At 41.6% G+C, this 18,870-nt stretch carries 22 protein-coding genes; 7 read left to right on the forward strand and 15 right to left on the reverse strand.

The genetic code is table 11. The features are described 5' to 3' along the window. Nucleotides 1-5: 5 nt before the first annotated feature. A complete protein-coding gene (locus EW142_RS02525) occupies nucleotides 6-1,493 on the reverse strand; it encodes a S10 family peptidase (protein WP_130609199.1) in 1,488 nt (495 codons plus the stop codon). A gap of 140 nt (nucleotides 1,494-1,633) precedes the next feature. On the opposite strand from EW142_RS02525, the gene EW142_RS02530 reads away from it, so the two are divergent. Next, on the forward strand, nucleotides 1,634-2,770 hold the full coding sequence (locus tag EW142_RS02530) for a Gfo/Idh/MocA family protein (RefSeq protein ID WP_130609202.1): 1,137 nt from the start codon (nucleotides 1,634-1,636) through the stop codon (nucleotides 2,768-2,770). 1 nt (nucleotide 2,771) lies between these two features. On the opposite strand, the gene EW142_RS02535 is transcribed toward EW142_RS02530, so the two are convergent. From EW142_RS02535 to EW142_RS02555, 5 genes are all read right to left on the reverse strand, one after another. After that, nucleotides 2,772-3,935 carry a serine hydrolase domain-containing protein gene (locus EW142_RS02535; RefSeq protein WP_130609205.1) on the reverse strand — a complete coding sequence of 388 codons (1,164 nt, stop codon included), beginning with the start codon at nucleotides 3,933-3,935 and terminating at the stop codon, nucleotides 2,772-2,774. Between the two features lie 12 nt (nucleotides 3,936-3,947). Next, nucleotides 3,948-4,541 (reverse strand): hypothetical protein, encoded by a 594-nt coding sequence (locus EW142_RS02540; RefSeq protein ID WP_130609208.1) that lies wholly within the window; start codon nucleotides 4,539-4,541, stop codon nucleotides 3,948-3,950. Between the two features lie 102 nt (nucleotides 4,542-4,643). After that, a complete protein-coding gene (locus EW142_RS02545) occupies nucleotides 4,644-5,459 on the reverse strand; it encodes a LytR/AlgR family response regulator transcription factor (RefSeq protein ID WP_130609211.1) in 816 nt (271 codons plus the stop codon). A gap of 168 nt (nucleotides 5,460-5,627) precedes the next feature. Next, nucleotides 5,628-6,392: a TIGR02757 family protein gene (locus EW142_RS02550; RefSeq protein WP_130609214.1), complete on the reverse strand. Its 765-nt coding sequence runs from the start codon at nucleotides 6,390-6,392 to the stop codon at nucleotides 5,628-5,630. A gap of 9 nt (nucleotides 6,393-6,401) precedes the next feature. Then, complete coding sequence (locus EW142_RS02555) at nucleotides 6,402-7,064, reverse strand: ABC transporter ATP-binding protein (RefSeq protein ID WP_130609217.1); 663 nt, start codon at nucleotides 7,062-7,064, stop codon at nucleotides 6,402-6,404. 155 nt (nucleotides 7,065-7,219) lie between these two features. Between EW142_RS02555 and msrA the strand changes: the two genes are divergently transcribed. The 3 genes from msrA to EW142_RS02570 are packed head-to-tail and all read left to right on the forward strand — an operon-like array spanning nucleotide 7,220 to nucleotide 8,706. Continuing rightward, nucleotides 7,220-7,783, forward strand: coding sequence for a peptide-methionine (S)-S-oxide reductase MsrA (gene msrA / locus EW142_RS02560; protein WP_130609220.1), 564 nt, complete (start codon nucleotides 7,220-7,222; stop codon nucleotides 7,781-7,783). Nucleotides 7,784-7,785: 2 nt separating this feature from the next. Next, entirely contained in the window at nucleotides 7,786-8,388 is a 603-nt protein-coding gene (gene folE / locus EW142_RS02565) for a GTP cyclohydrolase I FolE (protein ID WP_130609223.1), read from the forward strand. A 36-nt stretch (nucleotides 8,389-8,424) separates the two neighbouring features. Continuing rightward, the gene (locus EW142_RS02570; RefSeq protein WP_130609226.1) at nucleotides 8,425-8,706 is read left to right on the forward strand and encodes a hypothetical protein; all 282 of its coding nucleotides are present in this window, start codon (nucleotides 8,425-8,427) and stop codon (nucleotides 8,704-8,706) included. A gap of 57 nt (nucleotides 8,707-8,763) precedes the next feature. Here EW142_RS02570 and EW142_RS02575 read toward each other — a convergent pair whose 3' ends face one another. The 9 genes from EW142_RS02575 to EW142_RS02615 form a co-directional block, all read right to left on the reverse strand. Beyond that, nucleotides 8,764-9,318, reverse strand: a complete 555-nt coding sequence (locus tag EW142_RS02575) for a type 1 periplasmic binding fold superfamily protein (RefSeq protein ID WP_130609228.1) — start codon at nucleotides 9,316-9,318, stop codon at nucleotides 8,764-8,766. Between the two features lie 27 nt (nucleotides 9,319-9,345). Continuing rightward, entirely contained in the window at nucleotides 9,346-11,742 is a 2,397-nt protein-coding gene (locus EW142_RS02580) for a TonB-dependent receptor (protein ID WP_130609231.1), read from the reverse strand. 58 nt (nucleotides 11,743-11,800) lie between these two features. After that, a complete protein-coding gene (locus tag EW142_RS02585) occupies nucleotides 11,801-12,100 on the reverse strand; it encodes a hypothetical protein (protein WP_130609234.1) in 300 nt (99 codons plus the stop codon). A gap of 52 nt (nucleotides 12,101-12,152) precedes the next feature. Then, entirely contained in the window at nucleotides 12,153-12,668 is a 516-nt protein-coding gene (locus EW142_RS02590) for a DUF6787 family protein (protein WP_130609237.1), read from the reverse strand. Nucleotides 12,669-12,698: 30 nt separating this feature from the next. Then, nucleotides 12,699-13,154: a DUF6146 family protein gene (locus tag EW142_RS02595; protein WP_130609240.1), complete on the reverse strand. Its 456-nt coding sequence runs from the start codon at nucleotides 13,152-13,154 to the stop codon at nucleotides 12,699-12,701. Nucleotides 13,155-13,221: 67 nt separating this feature from the next. Next, on the reverse strand, nucleotides 13,222-13,860 hold the full coding sequence (locus EW142_RS02600; RefSeq protein WP_130609243.1) for a DUF937 domain-containing protein: 639 nt from the start codon (nucleotides 13,858-13,860) through the stop codon (nucleotides 13,222-13,224). A gap of 75 nt (nucleotides 13,861-13,935) precedes the next feature. Further along, a complete protein-coding gene (locus EW142_RS02605; protein WP_130612412.1) occupies nucleotides 13,936-14,886 on the reverse strand; it encodes a D-2-hydroxyacid dehydrogenase in 951 nt (316 codons plus the stop codon). 6 nt (nucleotides 14,887-14,892) lie between these two features. Next, complete coding sequence (gene serC, locus EW142_RS02610) at nucleotides 14,893-15,957, reverse strand: 3-phosphoserine/phosphohydroxythreonine transaminase (RefSeq protein WP_130609246.1); 1,065 nt, start codon at nucleotides 15,955-15,957, stop codon at nucleotides 14,893-14,895. 89 nt (nucleotides 15,958-16,046) lie between these two features. Continuing rightward, entirely contained in the window at nucleotides 16,047-17,096 is a 1,050-nt protein-coding gene (locus EW142_RS02615; protein ID WP_130609249.1) for an acyl-CoA reductase, read from the reverse strand. A gap of 85 nt (nucleotides 17,097-17,181) precedes the next feature. On the opposite strand from EW142_RS02615, the gene EW142_RS02620 reads away from it, so the two are divergent. From EW142_RS02620 to ychF, 3 genes are all read left to right on the forward strand, one after another. Next, nucleotides 17,182-17,535, forward strand: a complete 354-nt coding sequence (locus EW142_RS02620) for a 4Fe-4S dicluster domain-containing protein (RefSeq protein ID WP_130609252.1) — start codon at nucleotides 17,182-17,184, stop codon at nucleotides 17,533-17,535. A 48-nt stretch (nucleotides 17,536-17,583) separates the two neighbouring features. Further along, nucleotides 17,584-17,709, forward strand: a complete 126-nt coding sequence (locus EW142_RS16925; protein WP_262708047.1) for a hypothetical protein — start codon at nucleotides 17,584-17,586, stop codon at nucleotides 17,707-17,709. Between the two features lie 66 nt (nucleotides 17,710-17,775). Continuing rightward, entirely contained in the window at nucleotides 17,776-18,870 is a 1,095-nt protein-coding gene (gene ychF, locus EW142_RS02625; protein WP_130609255.1) for a redox-regulated ATPase YchF, read from the forward strand.

Genomic DNA, 18,870 nt, shown 5'->3' on the forward strand with positions numbered 1-18,870 from the left:
TTTATTTAATATTTGGCACTCTTCCCTTTGGTTACGGTTCTCAAGATAAATGCTCGGATATCTTCATTGGCCTTTTGCAAATCTTCCCTTCGCAAATACATCATATGACCCGAACGATATCCCTTAAACTCAAAGCGGTCTTTCATTCTTCCACTGGGGTCTACCTGCCACATGGTATATTTTGCATTAAAATAGGTGGTGGCCCCATCATAGTAACCAGATTGTACCAAAACATTTAAATAAGGGTTTTGCGCCATGGCTTGCCGCAAGTTATCTCTGGTATTATCGTCTTCATTGTTCCAGGGGCGTACTGGACCAAACATATTGTACTTGATATCTGTTTTAAACTTAAGTTCTTCTTGCAAATAATAATTGATGGCCGGGGTGAAACTATGCAGCCATGAAGTAATTTCGGAGTTGTAATCGGGACGTTCCCCAAAAAGTTGTTTATCCATTCCACGGTAGCGACTATCCAATCTTCCCACAGTGTAGCCTCCATTTTCCTTCAAAAGATTTTTCCAAAAGAATGAGGTGGGTACATCAAGATTATGGTCGAGAATGTCCTTTTCCCGCAAACCGGAATAATAGGCCATTTTTTTGGCAACCTCAGAACGTTCATCGCCCGAAATAAATCCACCTTTGGCAATTGCGGGGATAAGGGTATTGATGGTGTATTCCTCTGCTTCCGGAAGAACTTCCAATAGGTCCTTACTTTGCAAAGTTGATGGAAGTGCTTTATGATGCCATGCGGCAGCTGTGTAATACGGAAGGTTAAGAGCACTTGAAACCGGTCCACCCACCCGAATCACCTTGTAATCGGCAGGGGAGACCATGATCACGCCATTAAGGTACATCCACTGTTGATTTTGTAATGCGAGGGAAAGGCCCATCACCCGGGTTCCCCCATAGCTTTCACCAACAATGTATTTGGGAGAACGCCAACGGTTGTTTCTTGTGACAAAGGTATTCAACCACTCGGCAAGATATTTTATGTCGGCATTGATGCCAAAGAATTTATCCCGATCGACTTCATCGCCCATTTCAGGAATAGTTCTGGAATAACCGGTGTTGGCAGGGTTTACATAAACAATATCGGTGACATCCAACACTGAAAAAGGATTCTGTTTTACTCCATAGGGCTGAACGGGATAACCCTCATCATCAATTTTTAAAATTCTTGGACCCGTATACGCCAAATGCATCCACACTGAACCAGAACCTGGCCCTCCATTAAATGATATCAACAAGGGGCGTTCGTCCCTATTTTTGACGTTGTTTCTTGTATAGTAAGTATAGTGCAATGAAGCTATTGGTTTTCCCATCTCGTTCCAGACAGGCTGAGTACCAGTGGTGGCGGTGTAGTTAAAAGTGGTTCCGTTTACGGTCACACTATGCTGTGTAGTGACCGTGGTATCAATAGGAAGTTTCCTTTCTTGGCCAAAGGCAAAAATCGCAAAGGCCAGGGTGCAAAATACAAGTAATTTTTTCTTCATTTTTCTGAATTAGTCATCTTTAAAAGTAGGGATTTTGGCAGACATTTTAAACCTGTTATTTTTTTGGTAAAAATCGTTGAGGCTCACATAATTGGTATGGCAAAACGGTATCTTTAAAAGTATCACCAAAAAACAAGGTCATGAACAAACTCTCAAGAAGGAAATTCAGTACAACCCTTGCCAAAGGCATTGGTGGAGCGGCTCTTGTGGCCTCAACCCCCATTCATTGTATCGTCCCTGGCAAATCCGATAAAAAGAAATTGGGAATTGCCCTGGTAGGATTGGGTAGTTATAGTACCTACCAACTGGCACCCGCCCTTCAGGATACTCAACATTGTTATTTAGCAGGTATTGTAACGGGAACATCTTCCAAAGAAAAGGTATGGGCCAACCGCTATGGGATTCCGAAAGAGAATATTTATAACTACAGCAATTTTGATGAGATTGCCTCAAATGACACCATAGATGTCGTTTACGTAGTATTGCCCAACAGCATGCATGCCGAGTTCTCCATAAGGGCAGCACAAGCCGGAAAACATGTAATTTGCGAAAAGCCCATGGCCATTAACGTTGCAGAGTGCGACGAGATCATTACCGCTTGCAATAGGGCAGGAGTCAAGCTGGGGATGGGATATCGCTTACATTCCGAACAGTATACCCAAGCCATAAAGGAATATGTTGCCAATAAAACCTTCGGCGCCATCAATTACATTTCTGCTGATGCGGCCTACAGGTCGATGTCAAATCCCGGTCAATGGCGGTTGAACAAGAAGTTGTCTGGAGGGGGAGCTCTGATGAATATGGGGGTCTACGCCATCCAAAGTGTAATTTATGGGACCGGGGAGAACCCCATTTCAGTTTCTGCACAGGAGTTTAGTACACGCCCTGAATATTTCAAAGAAACCGATGAGACCATCACCGCCCAATTTGAGTTTCAAAGCGGAGCGGTAGGAAGCATAATGACATCCCATAATGTTCGCGCAAACCGACTTTTTGCCTCTTGCCAACGGGGTTGGTTTGAATTAGACCCGGCAAGCACTTATATTCCATTAGCTGGAAGAACCTCTCGGGGGGAATTGAATTTTACCCAAGAAAGCCAACAAAAACTTCAAATGGATGATTTTGCCAAACACATTCTTTTGGAAACACCAAATCTTGCTCCAGGTGAAATGGGTAGACGCGATATGGTTATTGTTGAAGCAATTTACGAGTCCATTTCCAAAGGAGGACAGAAAATACCTCTGAATTTTGAAGCAGGCTATGGTTTTGGGGGATAAACTACTCCAACAGGGTTTGATATAACTTATCTCTGATTTCAACAAGTTTTACATGTAAAGGACTTTCGGTTACCGTTCCAATATTTATGGCAATAAACATATATAGTTCTTTATCGGGGAAATATCTCAATTCGCATCCGGCTCCAAGTCCACCACCAGTATGGCCATAGAATTTGTGGCCAGCAATCTCGTTTGTGGCTAGACCTAATCCATAGGCCGGTTTTCCATCTCGCATTGCCCATGTCATCATTTCTTTCAAGGTGGATTCTTTAAGCAGTTCACCCTCTAAAAGAGCCTTTAAAAATTGAACGGCTTCCCGGGTCGTTGTGACAATACCGTCATCTCCCACCATATAGGCCACATTTTGTTGCTGTACAAAGGAAACATTTTCTAAAATCCCATTGCTATACCGGTCCCAGTAGCTTTTAGGAAGCTTTTCACCTTGCAGTTTTAGCGGAGAGATTTGATAGTATGTATTTTTCAAATTCAACGGTTCAAAAATCTGGCTTCGGATGAAGTCACCATGATTCCCCGTGATTTTGTCGACAATCATGGATAGCAACACATAATTGGTGTTCCTGTAGGAATATTTGCTGCCCGGTTGAAAATCGAGGGGCTTCCCATCAATGTATGAGATATAGTCCACACTCCTGAAAACCGTTTCAGGGTGTTGTAACAGGGTAGTGGCATAGTTGGGATTGAAATTATATTCCGGAATTCCAGAAGTATGATTCAACAACATTCTTACTGTGATTTCATCAGCTTGCCTAATCATTTTAGAAATGCTGGGATTTAAATATTTGGTTATTGGAGCATCCAAATCAAGCCTGTCTGTTTCGTATAGCTTCAAAACAGCCACGGCCATATAAGTCTTTGCAATACTCTGAAGATAATGAAGATGGTCATTGGTCATTGGACTCTTTTCTTCCAAACTGGCGAGCCCTTCACTTTTTAGCCACCATCCGTCAGCATCCAATAGGGCAATACTTGCACCGGGACATCCATTTTGGGTAAGTTCTTTGAGTATTTCTGATACTTTTTCACCTTTTGGATAAGCCTCGTTTATCGAAGTTGAATTCACGTCTGAGGTCGACAAACCACTTTGTGCCCAAGTATTTTGCAAAAGACCCACAACACAGATGATAAGAAATATTGTTTTTTTCATGATACCAGGATTTTAATCTTCAAAGTGAATTCGTGTTCCAACTTCCAAAAGGGTGAAGGGTACAATGGGTATGCTTTTATTGTACTTGGTAGCTATAATGAACTGATAGTTTGCATAGGGAGATATGTAGGTTTTTTGGTCAAAATTGTCATACCCAAAACCGATGCCAGCAGGCAAAACAAACATTCCTTTTCCTTTTTTGCCAACATTTTTCCAACCCTTATCAGTGGGTTTATATGAATCTTTGGGTCTTTTGGCAAAAAGATAGCCTGCTCCTAGCTTTAGTTCACCAAAGGCGTCGGAGACAATATCGGGCCTCCATACGGCTTGGGAATGGACCAATAATCCACCACCAACATTTCGATTTCCATACCATGAAACTTTGAACTGTTGAACCCAATTTCTATTGCCATTATGGCTCACCTCAGTTCCTATGCCTATGCCGATGTTGGAAAACAGTTTTTTGTTTTTAAAGGGCATGGAAAGGGAATGAAATTCGATGCTGATAATTAACGGGAAATTCCGATGATTGTCGTTACCCGGGCTTTGTGACCGGGATGTAAGTGCAAATAGCACACACAAGACTAGTATAAAAACTGATTTCATTTTTGATTGATTTGATTCCTCAAAAGTATTGGTGGGATAAACTTTAAATCAATCAAAAAACCAGGTTTTCCGGTGAGATGTATCAAAAAAAACCATGAAACGTCAATCGATATTCCGAAACCAACGTTTAAATGTGGGGGCTTTGGTCCGGCTTACCGGTATTTCTTCGGGTAGTGTCCCGGTTGATGTCAACGTAATCCCTAATTTTCCATTCTCCAGCTTTTTAAAACCAGTAATGGTGTTTCGGTTCACAACAAATTGGCGATTCAACCGAAAAAAGAATTTCTCTGGTAGCCGATTATTGATCTTTTCCAAAGTTGTATCCAGATAAAATTGCTTACCATTCTCCGAAAACAGTACGACAAAGTCACCTTCTACAGAAAACCCTAATATCTCGCCAAAAGGCACTTGAATTTCAGCTTTCCCTTCTTTGACAAGAAACCCTGTTTTAAGCTTTTCCTTTTCAATTTGAACTTTTTGTTCTGTACCTAGCCATTTATAATAATAGTGAATCATAATGTAGATGGCATTGATTACGAAGAACCAAATAGAAATGATAAATAGGTCATGGGAATAAAAACTAGGATGCGCCCATTCACCCTTGACTATCAGACTGGACAACTCGGTCAAAAAACTGATGATAAAGAGGCCTACAAAGGTGGTCAGTAGAAATTGAACCGTGACACGCTTGATAAATCCATCGACATAGGGCGTCTTATTGTCCAGCCATAAAATTACCTTTCTTGCTCCCAACCAGGCTACATATCCAGTAAGCGTGTCCAAGGTATAGGTAAATATGAACCACCAATTGAATTGTACGTTGGAATAGGTTAGGTAATAGTTGAACGCACTTATAAAAGGTATAAGGATTAGAAATAGAGGTATATCGGGATAATATGGAGAACGTTTCTTTACCAATGGTCCATTAAAAATTGATTACCTAAAATAGGGTGTTGAGCACATAAATAAAAATTAGTGCTATCAATTAATTGCAAACCAACAGCTTAATGACCGATGGGATGGGCTTCAATGTCTAAAAAAAGAAAAACTAATTCAAGTATCCAGGAATCGACAAAATTGAAGGCTCTAAAACTTTTCAAACACCCCAAGTCCAAAGAGGGCAAAATCGTATTTTACCGGATCTTTTGGATCTAGTTTTCTAAGGTTTTTATCCAATTCTTCCAACGCTTTTGCATCGTTCTGCTTGCGCTTTAATAGTCCAAGCTTTCGGGCGACGTTTCCTGAATGGACGTCCAATGGACAGGAGAGTTGGGAGGATTGTAAAGATTTCCAAAGGCCAAAGTCGACTCCGGTCAGGTTATCCCGAACCATCCAACGCAAAAACATGTTGATGCGCTTGGCGGCAGAGCCTTTCAACGGGTCCGAAACATGCTTTTGGGTTCTTTTTTCATGCGATAATTCGAAGAATGTCTCTTTGAATTTTGATATGGCCGGCTGGAGCGAGCTTGAATCTTGGTGTTTTGAAAAAATAGCTTCAAGTCCTCCGTAATTAGAATAAATGTTTTTAAGACTTTGAATAAAGTATCTCAGATCCTTGCCATTAAATGTTCTATGGATAAATGAATCCAACCGTTTTAAATCCCCATCCCCATGGTTCATGATGAAATCAAAAGGAGTGTGGTCCAACAGCTCCATCATTTTATTGGCATTGTTGATGATACTCTTTCGATTACCCCATGCTATGGTTGCTGTAAGAAAACCGCTGATTTCTATATCCTCCTTTTCTAAAAATTGGTGGGGTACCTGCAAGGGGTCGTTCTCCAAAAACTTGGGATTGTTATAGAGAATCACCTTTTCATCCAAGAAGTCCTTGAGCTCATTTTGGGTCATACCGAAAAATCAGGAAACAATCAATCCGTCAACCATCGTCAACTTCCGGTCTGCCATATCGGCTAAATCGGTGTTATGGGTTACCAATACAAAGGTTTGCCCAAACTCATCCCGAAGTTTAAAAAATAAGTGGTGGAGCTTATCAGCGCTTTCAGAATCCAGGTTCCCGCTGGGTTCGTCAGCTAGAATAACCGAAGGGCTGTTGATCAATGAACGTGCTACCGCAACGCGTTGCTGTTCCCCACCGGATAACGCATTGGGTTTGTGATGATATCTGTCTGAAAGGCCTAAAAAGTCAAGAAGTTCTTTGGCTTTTTGCTCTGCCTCAGCTCGAGGTGTTTTTTTAATAAATGCTGGAATACAAACATTTTCCAAGGCCGTAAATTCAGGAAGTAGTTGATGAAACTGAAAGATAAAACCGATTTGACTATTTCTAAATCGAGCTAATTCTTTTTCTTTCAATTGGTTGAGGTCATATCCATTGATTACCAATGCACTATCTTTTAAATTGGAAGGTACATCCAAAGTGCCCAGAATTTGCAAAAGAGTGGTTTTTCCTGCTCCTGAAGCACCCACGATGGAAACCACCTCTCCCTTATCCACGGTTAAGTCAACACCTTTTAAAACTTCAAGTGACCCAAAACTTTTTTTGATGTTGGTAGCTTTTATCATAATGATTTATTACCGCCGTGAAAGTAGTAATTCCCGATGAGTGGTCAAAAACTGTAAAGCCAAATAAGTTTTTGATTTTTTTTCGACTATTTAACTGAGCAAAATAGGCCGAATCGATTGTCGGTTCGACAACATTGTTTAACTTTACATTACATATGGATAAACAAAATAATTCTGAATTCGAGACCGCCATTTTTGCTGGCGGTTGTTTTTGGTGTACAGAAGCAGTTTTTCAACGCTTGAGTGGGGTAGAGCAGGTAATTTCCGGGTATACCGGTGGAACCATCAAAAACCCAGCATATCGTGAAATTTGTACAGGGAGAACTGGCCATGCCGAAGCTGTCAAAATCATTTTTAACCCTACCCAGGTTTCGTATACAGAGCTTTTGGAGGTATTTTTTGCCACTCATGACCCTACAACGATGAACCGTCAAGGGAATGATGTTGGCACGCAATATCGCAGTGAGATTTTTTACACTTCTGAAGGTCAAAAAGAGGAAGCGGAAAAGTTTATTGCTTTGTTGGAATCTGAAAAAGTTTTCCCTTCCAAAATAGTCACGGCTATATCAGAGGAAAAACCGTTTTATAATGCAGAAGTGGAACATCAGAACTATTTCAACGATAATTCAAATCAGCCGTACTGTCAGTTCATTATCAATCCGAAGATCAAGAAACTGGAAAAACACTACGCACAGAAATTAAATACGACCCTTAAGTAACTATGGCACCTTATCAAAGTTTAGAAGAATATAATATTGAAATCACTAATGAAGTAAAGCAGCGCTTCTCTGGAATCATTGATGAAATTGGAGAAGACGTTTCTCGCGAAGGTCTTGTGAAAACTCCGGAGCGAGCTGCCAAAGCCATGTTGTTCCTCACCCAAGGTTATAAACAGGATGCTGAAGGCGTATTACGTAGTGCAATGTTCAAGGAATCGTATAATGAAATGGTTATAGTCAAAGACATTGAGTTGTATTCCCTTTGCGAGCACCATATGCTCCCGTTTTTTGGAAAAGCCCACATTGCATATATTCCGAATGGCCATATTGTTGGCTTGAGTAAGCTGCCCAGGGTAGTGGATATTTTTGCAAGAAGACTTCAAGTGCAGGAACGATTGACCGAACAAGTTCTCGATTGCATCAACGATACCCTGAAACCTCAAGGTGTGGCGGTTGTAATTGAGGCAGCCCACATGTGCATGATGATGCGAGGTGTTCAAAAGCAAAATTCGGTTACGACCACTTCCGGCTTCAGGGGCGCTTTCGAAAGGCAAGAGACCCGAAATGAGTTTCTAAGACTTATTGGCGGAGATTTCCATAGCTAATTTTTCCATGTCATTGCTATTTTCTATTTTTCCGAAATGGCAAATGACAAAGATTCAAAATACCAAAAACTACTTTTAGGACTCCTTTTTGATGGCATTGGAATGCTGTCTTTTGCAATACCGGGCATTGGGGAGTTTTCTGATGTCATTTGGGCCCCTTTGGCGGCCTGGTTGATGACACGGCTTTATAAGGGACGGGCCGGACAAGTTGCGGGAACGGTTGCTTTTGTAGAAGAGCTGGTACCTGGCTGGGATTTTGTCCCTTCTTTTACATTAATGTGGGTGTACACCTATTTGATTTCCTCCGAAAAAAAATAGGGAGCCTTTTCAAGAACTCCCTATTCTAACCAAACTAACTCAATTACGAATTACGATTTATTGAATGGTGATATTGAAGGTCTCAGCAATATCGGTTTCTCCACCTGCATCAGCCAAGGTACCATCATTAGGTTTTTTGGGCTCATGACGTAAGGTGACGGCCAAGGTCGCTGCTCCAGCGCCACCAGTGGTCAATGTAAATATCAATCCAACCGGATTCCCATCGTCGTCTTGATCACCATAAGTGATATCGGTAATATTTCCGGTTGGAATATAGAAGAACTGATGTTCATCGTCTTCCTCAGCCACCTCTAAAGTGATATTATCAGCTGGGGTTACGGTTTCGTCCAAAACCACTACAGCTCCCCCATAAGTTGTGTTCGCAGCCAAATCATCAGATACGGTAACCACAGGAGCATTTGGTCCGTCTCCGTCCAAATCTTGGGTCTGAAGTGTTACCGTGGTACCTCCACCTTGGGGAACCAAAGTGATGGTCATTGTGGTTATAGTTTCCTCTTCGTTAACTTCCTCTGGAGCATCGTCGTCATCGGAACATGACCAAAAGGTTAATCCTGCTACTGCAATAAGTGATAAGATTTTAATTGTTTTCATGATTGTAATGGATTTATAGTATTGTTTTTAATAATTGAGTTTTAATTGTAAAATGATATTTCTTCCCAAATCGTCGGCAAAAAAGCGTTGGCGATTCAGGTATTCTCTAAAACTGGTATCCAGCAGATTGTTAATTCGCAATGAGGTGGTCAATTTGGTAGTCTCCCCCAATTGAAAGCCCATTTTGGATTGTAACCCTAAAAGATGATAGGCGTCAGGAGCAGTATTGATTTCCAAAAGCACTTCTTCTTGTTGCTCTGGCGAGAAGACCGTAATGTTGTCGGGCACTTCATTTTGCCGCAACACATATTGACTTTCCAAGGAAACTTCAAAGTCATTCCATTCAGGCTTTGAAAAAGTGACACTGTTTCTAAAATTTCCTGATGGAATATTGATTAGGGCAATATCGTTTTCCGTGTCGTTGCCCTTTACCAATGAGAAACCATGTTGACTTCTCCACCGTGTTGACCAATTGGAATAAGCCGAAACGTCGACCCCCAGTAGACGGGCGTTGGTCTGCCGATATTCCCAAACTGGGAAAGCACCCCGAATGGTAAATTCCACTCCGGTAGGTTCGAGTAGGATAAAGTCTTGTACCCAATTGACAAAGGGTTCAAGGGTAAAACCCCAATGGGCAAAGTCTTTTTGCCACGATGCAATAAATTTATGTGAGGTTTCACTATCAATTCTCAGGTCTCCGAGCTCAATACGTGCTGCAGAATGATGTAGGCCATCACTGAACAGCTCAGCGGGATTGGGAGCCCGTTGTGCCAAGGCGTAATTAAATCGCAACAACGAACCGTTAAAACCGTACTTGGCTCCGATGGTAGATGAAAAATTGTGATAATTCAAAACAGGATTTACCAAAAGTTGGGTTCCTAGGTCTTCTACCACCAAATCTTGGAATTCTGTATCATAGCCCCTTTCTTCCCAACGTGTGGTTCGATAGAACTTTTGTGCATCAATTCGATTGAAGTCATAACGCAATCCAGCTTCAAGCAACCACGCATCATTCACGCGAAACTCTCCCACCAAAAAACTTCCGAAATCATATTTATCATAATCAGGAATCAAACGCCTGACCCCGGTGGCCGGGTTCGCAAAGTTTTCCTGATACCGCCCCAATAGGCCAAAATGAAGATCAAAGCGTTCTTTGGCATCCCACTTAAAATCTGTAGTTAGGGTATGTGTGGTCAATTCCAAGTCTAGGGAAGCTCTATCATCCAATTCTCCTCTCCGAACATCAAATTCGAACCTGCGGTTGTTTTGGAAATCGTATTGCACATTTAATTTTCCAAGACCTTCAAAGCGACGATAAAATTTTGCTTTTCCCAAGTGGTGGGTGACCTCTTGTCTTGGATTTTGCAAATCATAGGTAAAAGGCCTGATAATTTCTGGTTGACCGTTGTTGATACTTCGAATGAGGTCGTCAACATTACCGATATGGGAGGCACGTAATATGGCGATTTCAGAATTGAAATAAGAATATCGTACATCCCAGCCCCATGCAAATTGGTGCTTTCCAAATTGAAGGGTCCCTCCAATTTCTTGTACACCGGTATTGGAAAGGATGTAATCGGGAGCTTCATGATCACCCAAACGTTTATAGGAACCCTGACCCTTCACGAACCATCCTTCTCCGAAGGCACGGGTTAATTCAGAAGAAGCGCTTCCACCTCTTCCATTGGAGACACCGTTTAAGAAGGTCCTTCCGTATAGGGTATCCTTAGCAGGAATTCGGGCTTGTTCCATAACAACCACCCCGCCAATGGCATCACCCCCATACTGTAGCGCTGCAGCCCCTTTGATTACAGATACGGCGCCGACCGAATTGATGTCGATATTTGGAGCATGTTCATCGCCCCACTCCATATCCTGCATTCGTACCCCATCATTGAGGATCAAAACCCTACTGCCATTCAACCCATGAATCACGGGCTTTACAATATTGGCCCCAGTATTCAATGATGATACGCCACCTATCTCTTTAAGGGCATCACCCAAACTTCCCGAACTGTAAGCTTCCAAAGTTGCCAACTTCACAGATTCTTCAAGGGCCGTATTGGTTTTTTTGTTCAACACTTCCCCAACCACTTGAACTTCATCCAATTCTTCAAGGTGATGTTCCATCTTGAGTTCTATGAATATGCTTCTATCGATACGCCTTTGAACCAAAATGGTATTGCATTCAGGGTGAGATATCTCCAACTGATACATTCCGGCACATAAGTTTGAAATCTCGAATTTGCCGTCCAAATCCGTTGTGGCGGAAAAAGGTTGACCCACTATTTGAATAGTGGCATTTACCAAGGGCAGCTTGGAATGATAATCGGTTACTTGTCCCGATAATGTGTAATTACAATCCTGTGACCAAACCGTAAATGGTGTTGTGAACACAAGAAGGATGAAAAGCATTGCTTTCATTCTTAAATCAATAAATTAGGGTATGCAGGTTTCCTATAAGGAAAAAAAGATTAAGGGATTATAATATCCCAGGAGGAGGTCTGGAAAAGTAGGAGTAGTGATTAAATAATCCAGAAACTTGGTCCGTTTCCTTAAGAATTTTGTAACTGACTGGAAAGATTGAAGGGGTGTTAACCTCTGTACTCAAATCGAAATTAAAGCTCTCGGTTTGATTTTCAAGCGCAATCTCACAGATATCGCAGTTCTCGATAGTTTCAAGATCACTATCCTGATGGGCATATACGTGTAGCGCGGAGACCTTTACGCACATGACACCCACTAAAAAGAGGAGTCCTAAAATTTTTCTGATTTCAGGCATGAAGCAAATCTAGATAATTTGTGCGATACCTATCTGTTAACGAAAACATAATTTAAGGGATCAGGAAGCCCAATCCCATTCGTTTGAGCATTTTTTTTTCAAAATTCCAAAAGAATTGAAATTGCCCAAAAAGCCAACCAAACAGAATTAAGAGCAATTGATAAATCGGAAGAATGATCAATATGCGCACCGGCCAATATAGCCAGCCGCTAACGGTTTCTTTTTGTAATCCTATCATTTCGGTCACAGGCTGTGCCAATTTAGCCGAAATGCTCCCTGTAACCGCAAAGACGATGAAAATGGCTATCATTTCCCAACGATACGTTACCACCCACTTGTTTTTCAATTTCTTAAAGCACCACAAAAAGAAACGCAAAAGCAGAAAGTAAAAAACACCTGAAAGGATGATGGTGAAGGGCCATTCGGCGTAGGTATTGTTCAAGGAAAACAAATGCAAAATTCGCCTTGAAATAGTGTAGGCAGTAACCAGAACTAAAAATGCTCCTAGGAAAGGGAATAAAAATTGCCAATTTTGGGTGATGTCCCAACGACTCTTAATTTTTTCCATCTATCAGAAATAGACGGCAAAAATAAGACATTAAATTCTAGGTAAAAAGGGGCCTAACCTTTGATTGTACTTTCTTTGAAAATAGATGAAATAGTTGTACAACTTATAATTGACCTCATAACCATAATCTACAAAAGGATCGTAATCGATGGGGAGCTGGTACAATTGCGGGTCGTATCTAAAACGTTCAATAAACCTTCGGTTCCATTCCTGTACGTAGAAGTCGTTTCGTATTTCCATAAACGACTGCGAATAATACCCTTCAGGTCTTGCGAGCGTGCGGAGCCACATGTTGAATCCTGGATCAAAAATGATGATTTCATATTCTGATTCTTCGTCCTTGATTTCAACGGGATCCCCTTCCTCCGATTCGAAATAGGCTTTCTCTTTTTCCGTAACTTTAACATCACCTTCTTGTGCAAAACCAGGAACGGAGAACACTGCAAAGCAAATCAAGAAAACGAATCGTGTTAGTATCTTTTTCATCTTTATAAGTTACAAAAAATGCCGTTTGAATTTCAAACGGCATTGTTAATTATTGTTAAGGGAAATTCTATTTTCCAAAAAGCCCGCCAAGGAGTCCTCCGATACCGCCGCTCTTTTTACCACCGCTGTTTAAAACCATTCCGGCAAGGTCATCAATAACGCTTCCATCTCCGTCGGAATCCAAAAAAGTTTCAATCAACGATTGCTCCTTTTGCGTATTGCTACCGCCCATAAGTCCGCCAAGCAATCCATTCAATCCATCAGGACTGCTAACATTTTGTTGTCTGCTTTGTTTACCGAGGTAACCCAATAAAATTGGGGCCGCGATTTTAAGAATTTGTGAAATGGAACCTGCATCAATTCCTGACCTGCTACTTAAGGCATTTTCAACTTGTGGTTGTTTGGAACCAAAAACGTGACCTAATATACCAGCACCATCGTCCATAACGTTTTGATCTACCCCGCCTCCGAAAAGACCGCCCAAATCATCCAAAATACCGCCATCATGCTTTGATGAAAGTGCATTCATCAGTCCTTGCGCACCTCCTGGGGTAGAAGTGTTCTTTTTCATTGCACCCATCAAAAGGGGCATGGCCATGCTCAACACATCGGCAGTTTTGTTTTCAGATTGACCGGTTTGCCCAGCAACTCCGCTTATTAATTGTTTGCCCATAGGGCTGTTCAAAAGATCTAATAATCCTGACATGTTTTAGTGTTTAGAATAAGGTTTTCAATGTACGAAAAAGAAGTCTTTAAATCTGCAGGAGACCAAAAAATAGCATCACTTTAGAAGTTTGATAACCTGGGTGGCCAATTCCACCCCAATACGGTCTTGGGCTTCTTGAGTGGAGGCCCCAATGTGCGGAGACATGGAGATTTTGGGATGCATCAAAATGCGAATCTCAGGCTTTGGTTCGGATTCAAAGACATCGAGCCCCGCAAACGCTATTTTTTCATTGTCCAAGGCCTCAACCAACGCTACTTCATCCAACACCCCTCCTCTTGAGGCATTGACCACTCCTGCCGTGGGTTTCATCATCTCAAACTCCTTTTTTCCCAATATGTAGCCATTTTGGGCAGGAACATGCACACTTACAAAATCAGATTCTTTCAGTACCGTATCAACGGATGAGTTTTGAAGTTCAAAGGACATTTTTTGTCCATCGAAAAATGGGATTTCCAGAGAAACCTCATTTGTGTGATGGTCGTTGTACAATACATTCATACCCATTCCAATGGCCATTTTGGCCGTAGCTTGTCCAATTCTACCGAATCCTATAATCCCCAACGTTCTTCCTCTTAATTCGGCGCCTTGGGCATAGCTTTTTTTCAATTGCTTGAATTTCGTATCACCATCCAAGGGCATATTTCGATTGGAATCGTGCAAAAAACGGCTACCAGACAATAAATGGGCAAAAACCAATTCTGCCACGGATTGCGAAGATGACGCTGGGGTGTTCACCACATGTATTCCTTTCGATTTGGCATAATCCACGTCGATATTGTCCATGCCGACACCACCGCGACCAATCAATTTCAGATTAGGACAAGCATCTACCAATTCTTTTTTAGCTTCGGTAGCGCTTCGTACCAAAAGGCCGGTAATATTGTTCTCGTTAATGTAATTCGCTAGCTGTTCTTGTGCGACTTTGGTTGAATTTATCTCAAAACCCTCTTTCTCAAATAGTTCAATGGCAGATTGTGAAATGCCATCATTGGCCAAAAGCTTTATCATCTACTATCCTTTTTTCTCCAATTCGCTCATGATGTCAACCAAAACCCCAACACTTTCAAGTGACATGGCATTATACATTGATGCTCGATATCCACCAACGGAACGGTGACCGTTGATTCCACTAATCCCGGCTTCTTTGCATTTTTCGTCGAAAAATTCTTTTAGGGTCTCATCGGTAATATTGAAGGTGGCATTCATATTGGAACGATCTTCTTTTGCGGCAAAACCAGAAAAGACAGGATTCAACTCAATCTCTGAATAGATAAGATTAGCTTTCTTCTCATTGATTTCCTCAATAGCAGCAATTCCTCCGAGGTCTTTTAACCATTGAAGGGTCAACATGGAAACATACACCGAGAAAACAGGAGGGGTATTGAACATACTGTCCTTGCCAGCATGCACCGAATAATCCAACATTGAGGGGATTTTTCGGGAGACCTTTCCTAAAATATCATTCTTCACAACGACTAAAGTGGTTCCTGCGGGCCCCATATTTTTTTGAGCTCCTGCATAGATCAAATCAAATTTGGAAAAGTCCATCTGTCTGGAGAAGATATCAGAACTCATGTCACAGACCAATGGCACGTTCGTTTCGGGAAACTCTTTTATCTGTGTTCCAAATATGGTATTGTTCGAAGTCAGGTGTAGGTAATCCAAATCTTTTGGAATCGCATATCCCTTCGGGATATAATTGAAATTTTGGTCCTGAGAGGAGGCTACTTCCACAATTTCACCAAACAGTCGTGCTTCTTTGATTGCTTTCAAACTCCATGTTCCTGTATTCACATAGCCTGCTTTCTTCTCTAGAAGATTGTAGGCGGCCATAATGAATTGCATACTGGCCCCTCCTTGAAGAAAAAGGGCGGTATATCCTTTGTTTTCCAACCCCAACAACTCAAGGGCAAGGGAGCGAGCTTTTTCCATAATGGCCACAAATTCCTTGCTTCTGTGGGATATCTCGATGAGGGACAATCCGATGCCGTCCAGTTCAACAACGGCCTCAGAGGCCTTTTTCATCACCTCTTGGGGTAAAATGCAGGGTCCTGCGCTAAAATTGTGCTTTTTCATTGAAAGCGAAATTTTGTTCGATTTTAAAAAGTAAGGCGTAAAGGTCTTAAAAAAACTTGGATGAGAAAACTTGTGTGGAAGGAGAGTTTTTACTTAAGAGAAAGCAGGAAATCCATAGTGTCAATGCCGTCTGCATAATCATCCAAACTTGGGTTTTGTGTTTGGCCAAAAGCTATCTCACTCTTCATAAAACCTTTTGAAACAACACATTGAATCTCCGCTTCATATTCTTGAAGCTTTTCGATCAAAGAAGGAACATCTTCGTAGTATTCATAAAACAAGGAGGCTATAGGTGAGGATAAACTTTCACCTTCTTTTAGAATTAGAAAACCGTTATCCAATATTTTCATATTGCTCATGAGATAGACCGCCTTATTGTAATCATAGTTGTTGGCATACTTATGCTGATGAATGATATCCTTGAAACCGTAAACCGAATTAAAAAGCTTGTCAAAGTCATAATTCTTTGGCACATAAATTTTGGAGACGTTTCGACACCCCAAGCCGTAATACCTAAAAATATCTTCTCCCAGAGCCTCAAGCTCCGCTTCGGATTCATGACCGGTCAATACCGCGACTGAATTTCTATTTTTCCGGATGATGCTGGGATATTTTCCGAAGTAATATTCAAAATAGCGACTGGTGTTATTGCTGCCGGTGGCAATGACAGCTCCAAAATTTTCAAACTTTTCTTCTGTAAATTGAATGCGGTCCGCCAGTAAAGGCTCCTGCTCAATCAAATAGTTAGTGAGAAAGGGGAGCAAAACCGTGTCATTCGAAGAAAGTTTGACCAATACCTGATTTCCGGACAGCAAAACGCATAAAAAATCATGGAAACCAACCAAGGGAATATTTCCTGCCATTACAATTCCGATGGTCTTAGGTGCTAGGTTGCTGTTAAACGGATATTTTTTCAGCCATTGTTCCAAATGGGTTTTGGTAAGAAGCTTTCCCCAATTTTTTAGGGCAATAATGATATTTTCGACTGTAAACCAACCATTTTGATGTTGGGCTTTCTGCAGTACCTCAGAAAAATCGGTAAGCCCATCTATTTCTGGATGGTCTTGTTTTTCAACAAATTCCGTGATAAAGCTTCCAAGTTTAACAAAAGCTTGCACTATGGACTTCTGCTCCGTCATTATATTTGTAAACTAATTTGGCAGGGTTTATTTTTGTCCAAAAGTACACATGCTGAAAGGATTCAGCTAAAAGAAAAAGAAAATTATGGCAATCATTATAACAGATGAGTGCATCAACTGTGGTGCATGTGAACCGGAGTGCCCCAACACCGCCATTTATGAAGGTGCACAGGAATGGACCTATAGCGATGGGACTTCGTTGGCCGGAGACGTGGTATTGCCTGATGGCAAAGCGGTCAATGCAGATGAAATTCAAGAACCCATAAGTGACGAAATCTATTATATCTCACCGGACAAATGTACGGAGTGCATGGGCTTTCATGAAGAACCGCAATGTGCGGCAGTTTGCCCTGTGGATTGCTGCGTTCCCGACGAAGACCGTGTGGAAACGGAAGAAGAGCTTCTGGGAAAACAAAGATTTATGCACCCTGAAGATTAAAGAAGAAATTACCTAATTTGACCCGGACTTGATTAGCCCGGGTTTTTTATGGAAGAAAAAGAAGTATATAGAGGGTTTTGGCAGCAATTGGGATGTGTCCTTTCCTTGATAGCCATATTGGGAATTTTGTTTCTTATCGGTTTGGGAATCTACTTTTTCTTGACAGGGGCTTAGTCACATTTTCCCGACGGTGCATACGAAAGTTCCACTTATATTTGCAGCCTCAAAACAACAAATTACATGAAAGCAGGTATTGTAGGATTGCCCAATGTAGGGAAATCAACTTTGTTCAATTGCCTTTCCAATGCCAAAGCGCAAAGTGCAAACTTCCCATTTTGCACCATTGAACCCAATATTGGAGTGGTCAATGTTCCAGATACCCGTTTGCAAAAACTAGAATCCTTGGTCAACCCCCAACGTGTAATTCCTGCAACGGTTGAAATAGTGGATATCGCTGGATTGGTGAAAGGAGCAAGCAAAGGTGAAGGTTTGGGCAACCAGTTTTTGGGCAATATTCGTGAAACTGATGCGATTTTACATGTTTTGCGCTGTTTTGATAATGACAATATTGTGCATGTTGATGGTTCTGTGGACCCAATTCGGGACAAGGAAACCATCGATATGGAACTGCAGCTGCGAGACCTTGAAAGCGTTGAGAAAAAACTTGACAAGGTAAAGCGCACTGCAAAAACAGGAAATAAAGAAGCTCAAAAAGAGGAAGTGGTGCTCATTCAGTTAAAAGAAGGCTTGGAGGCCGGAACCTCTGTTCGGGCCATTCCCATTAAGGAGGATGACAAAAAAGAATATGTACAGCCGCTTCAGCTCATAACCGATAAACCGGTGATGTACGTTTGCAATGTGGATGAGGCTTCGGCCGTATCAGGAAACGAATACGTAGATAAAGTAAGGCGGGCCGTGGCCGGGGAAGATGCTGAAGTCGTTGTATTGGCCGTTGGTACCGAAGCGGATATCACCGAGTTGGAAACTTATGAAGAACGTCAGATGTTTCTTGAAGATTTGGGATTGACCGAACCCGGTTCCTCAAAATTGATTCGAGGGGCATATAGATTGCTGAATCTTGAAACCTATTTTACTGCAGGAGAGAAAGAAGTTCGCGCTTGGACCATTCCGGTGGGAGCCACAGCACCACAAGCTGCTGGTGTAATTCATACTGATTTTGAGAAGGGTTTTATCCGTGCGGAGGTAATTTCATTTCAAGACTATGAGTCATACGGTAGCGAGAACAAAGTCAAGGAAGCTGGAAAGATGCGCATAGAAGGAAAAGAATACATTGTCAAAGATGGTGATGTAATGCATTTTAGGTTCAATGTGTAA

The organism is Flagellimonas allohymeniacidonis, from assembly GCF_004296335.1.
Lineage (GTDB): Bacteria > Bacteroidota > Bacteroidia > Flavobacteriales > Flavobacteriaceae > Flagellimonas > Flagellimonas allohymeniacidonis.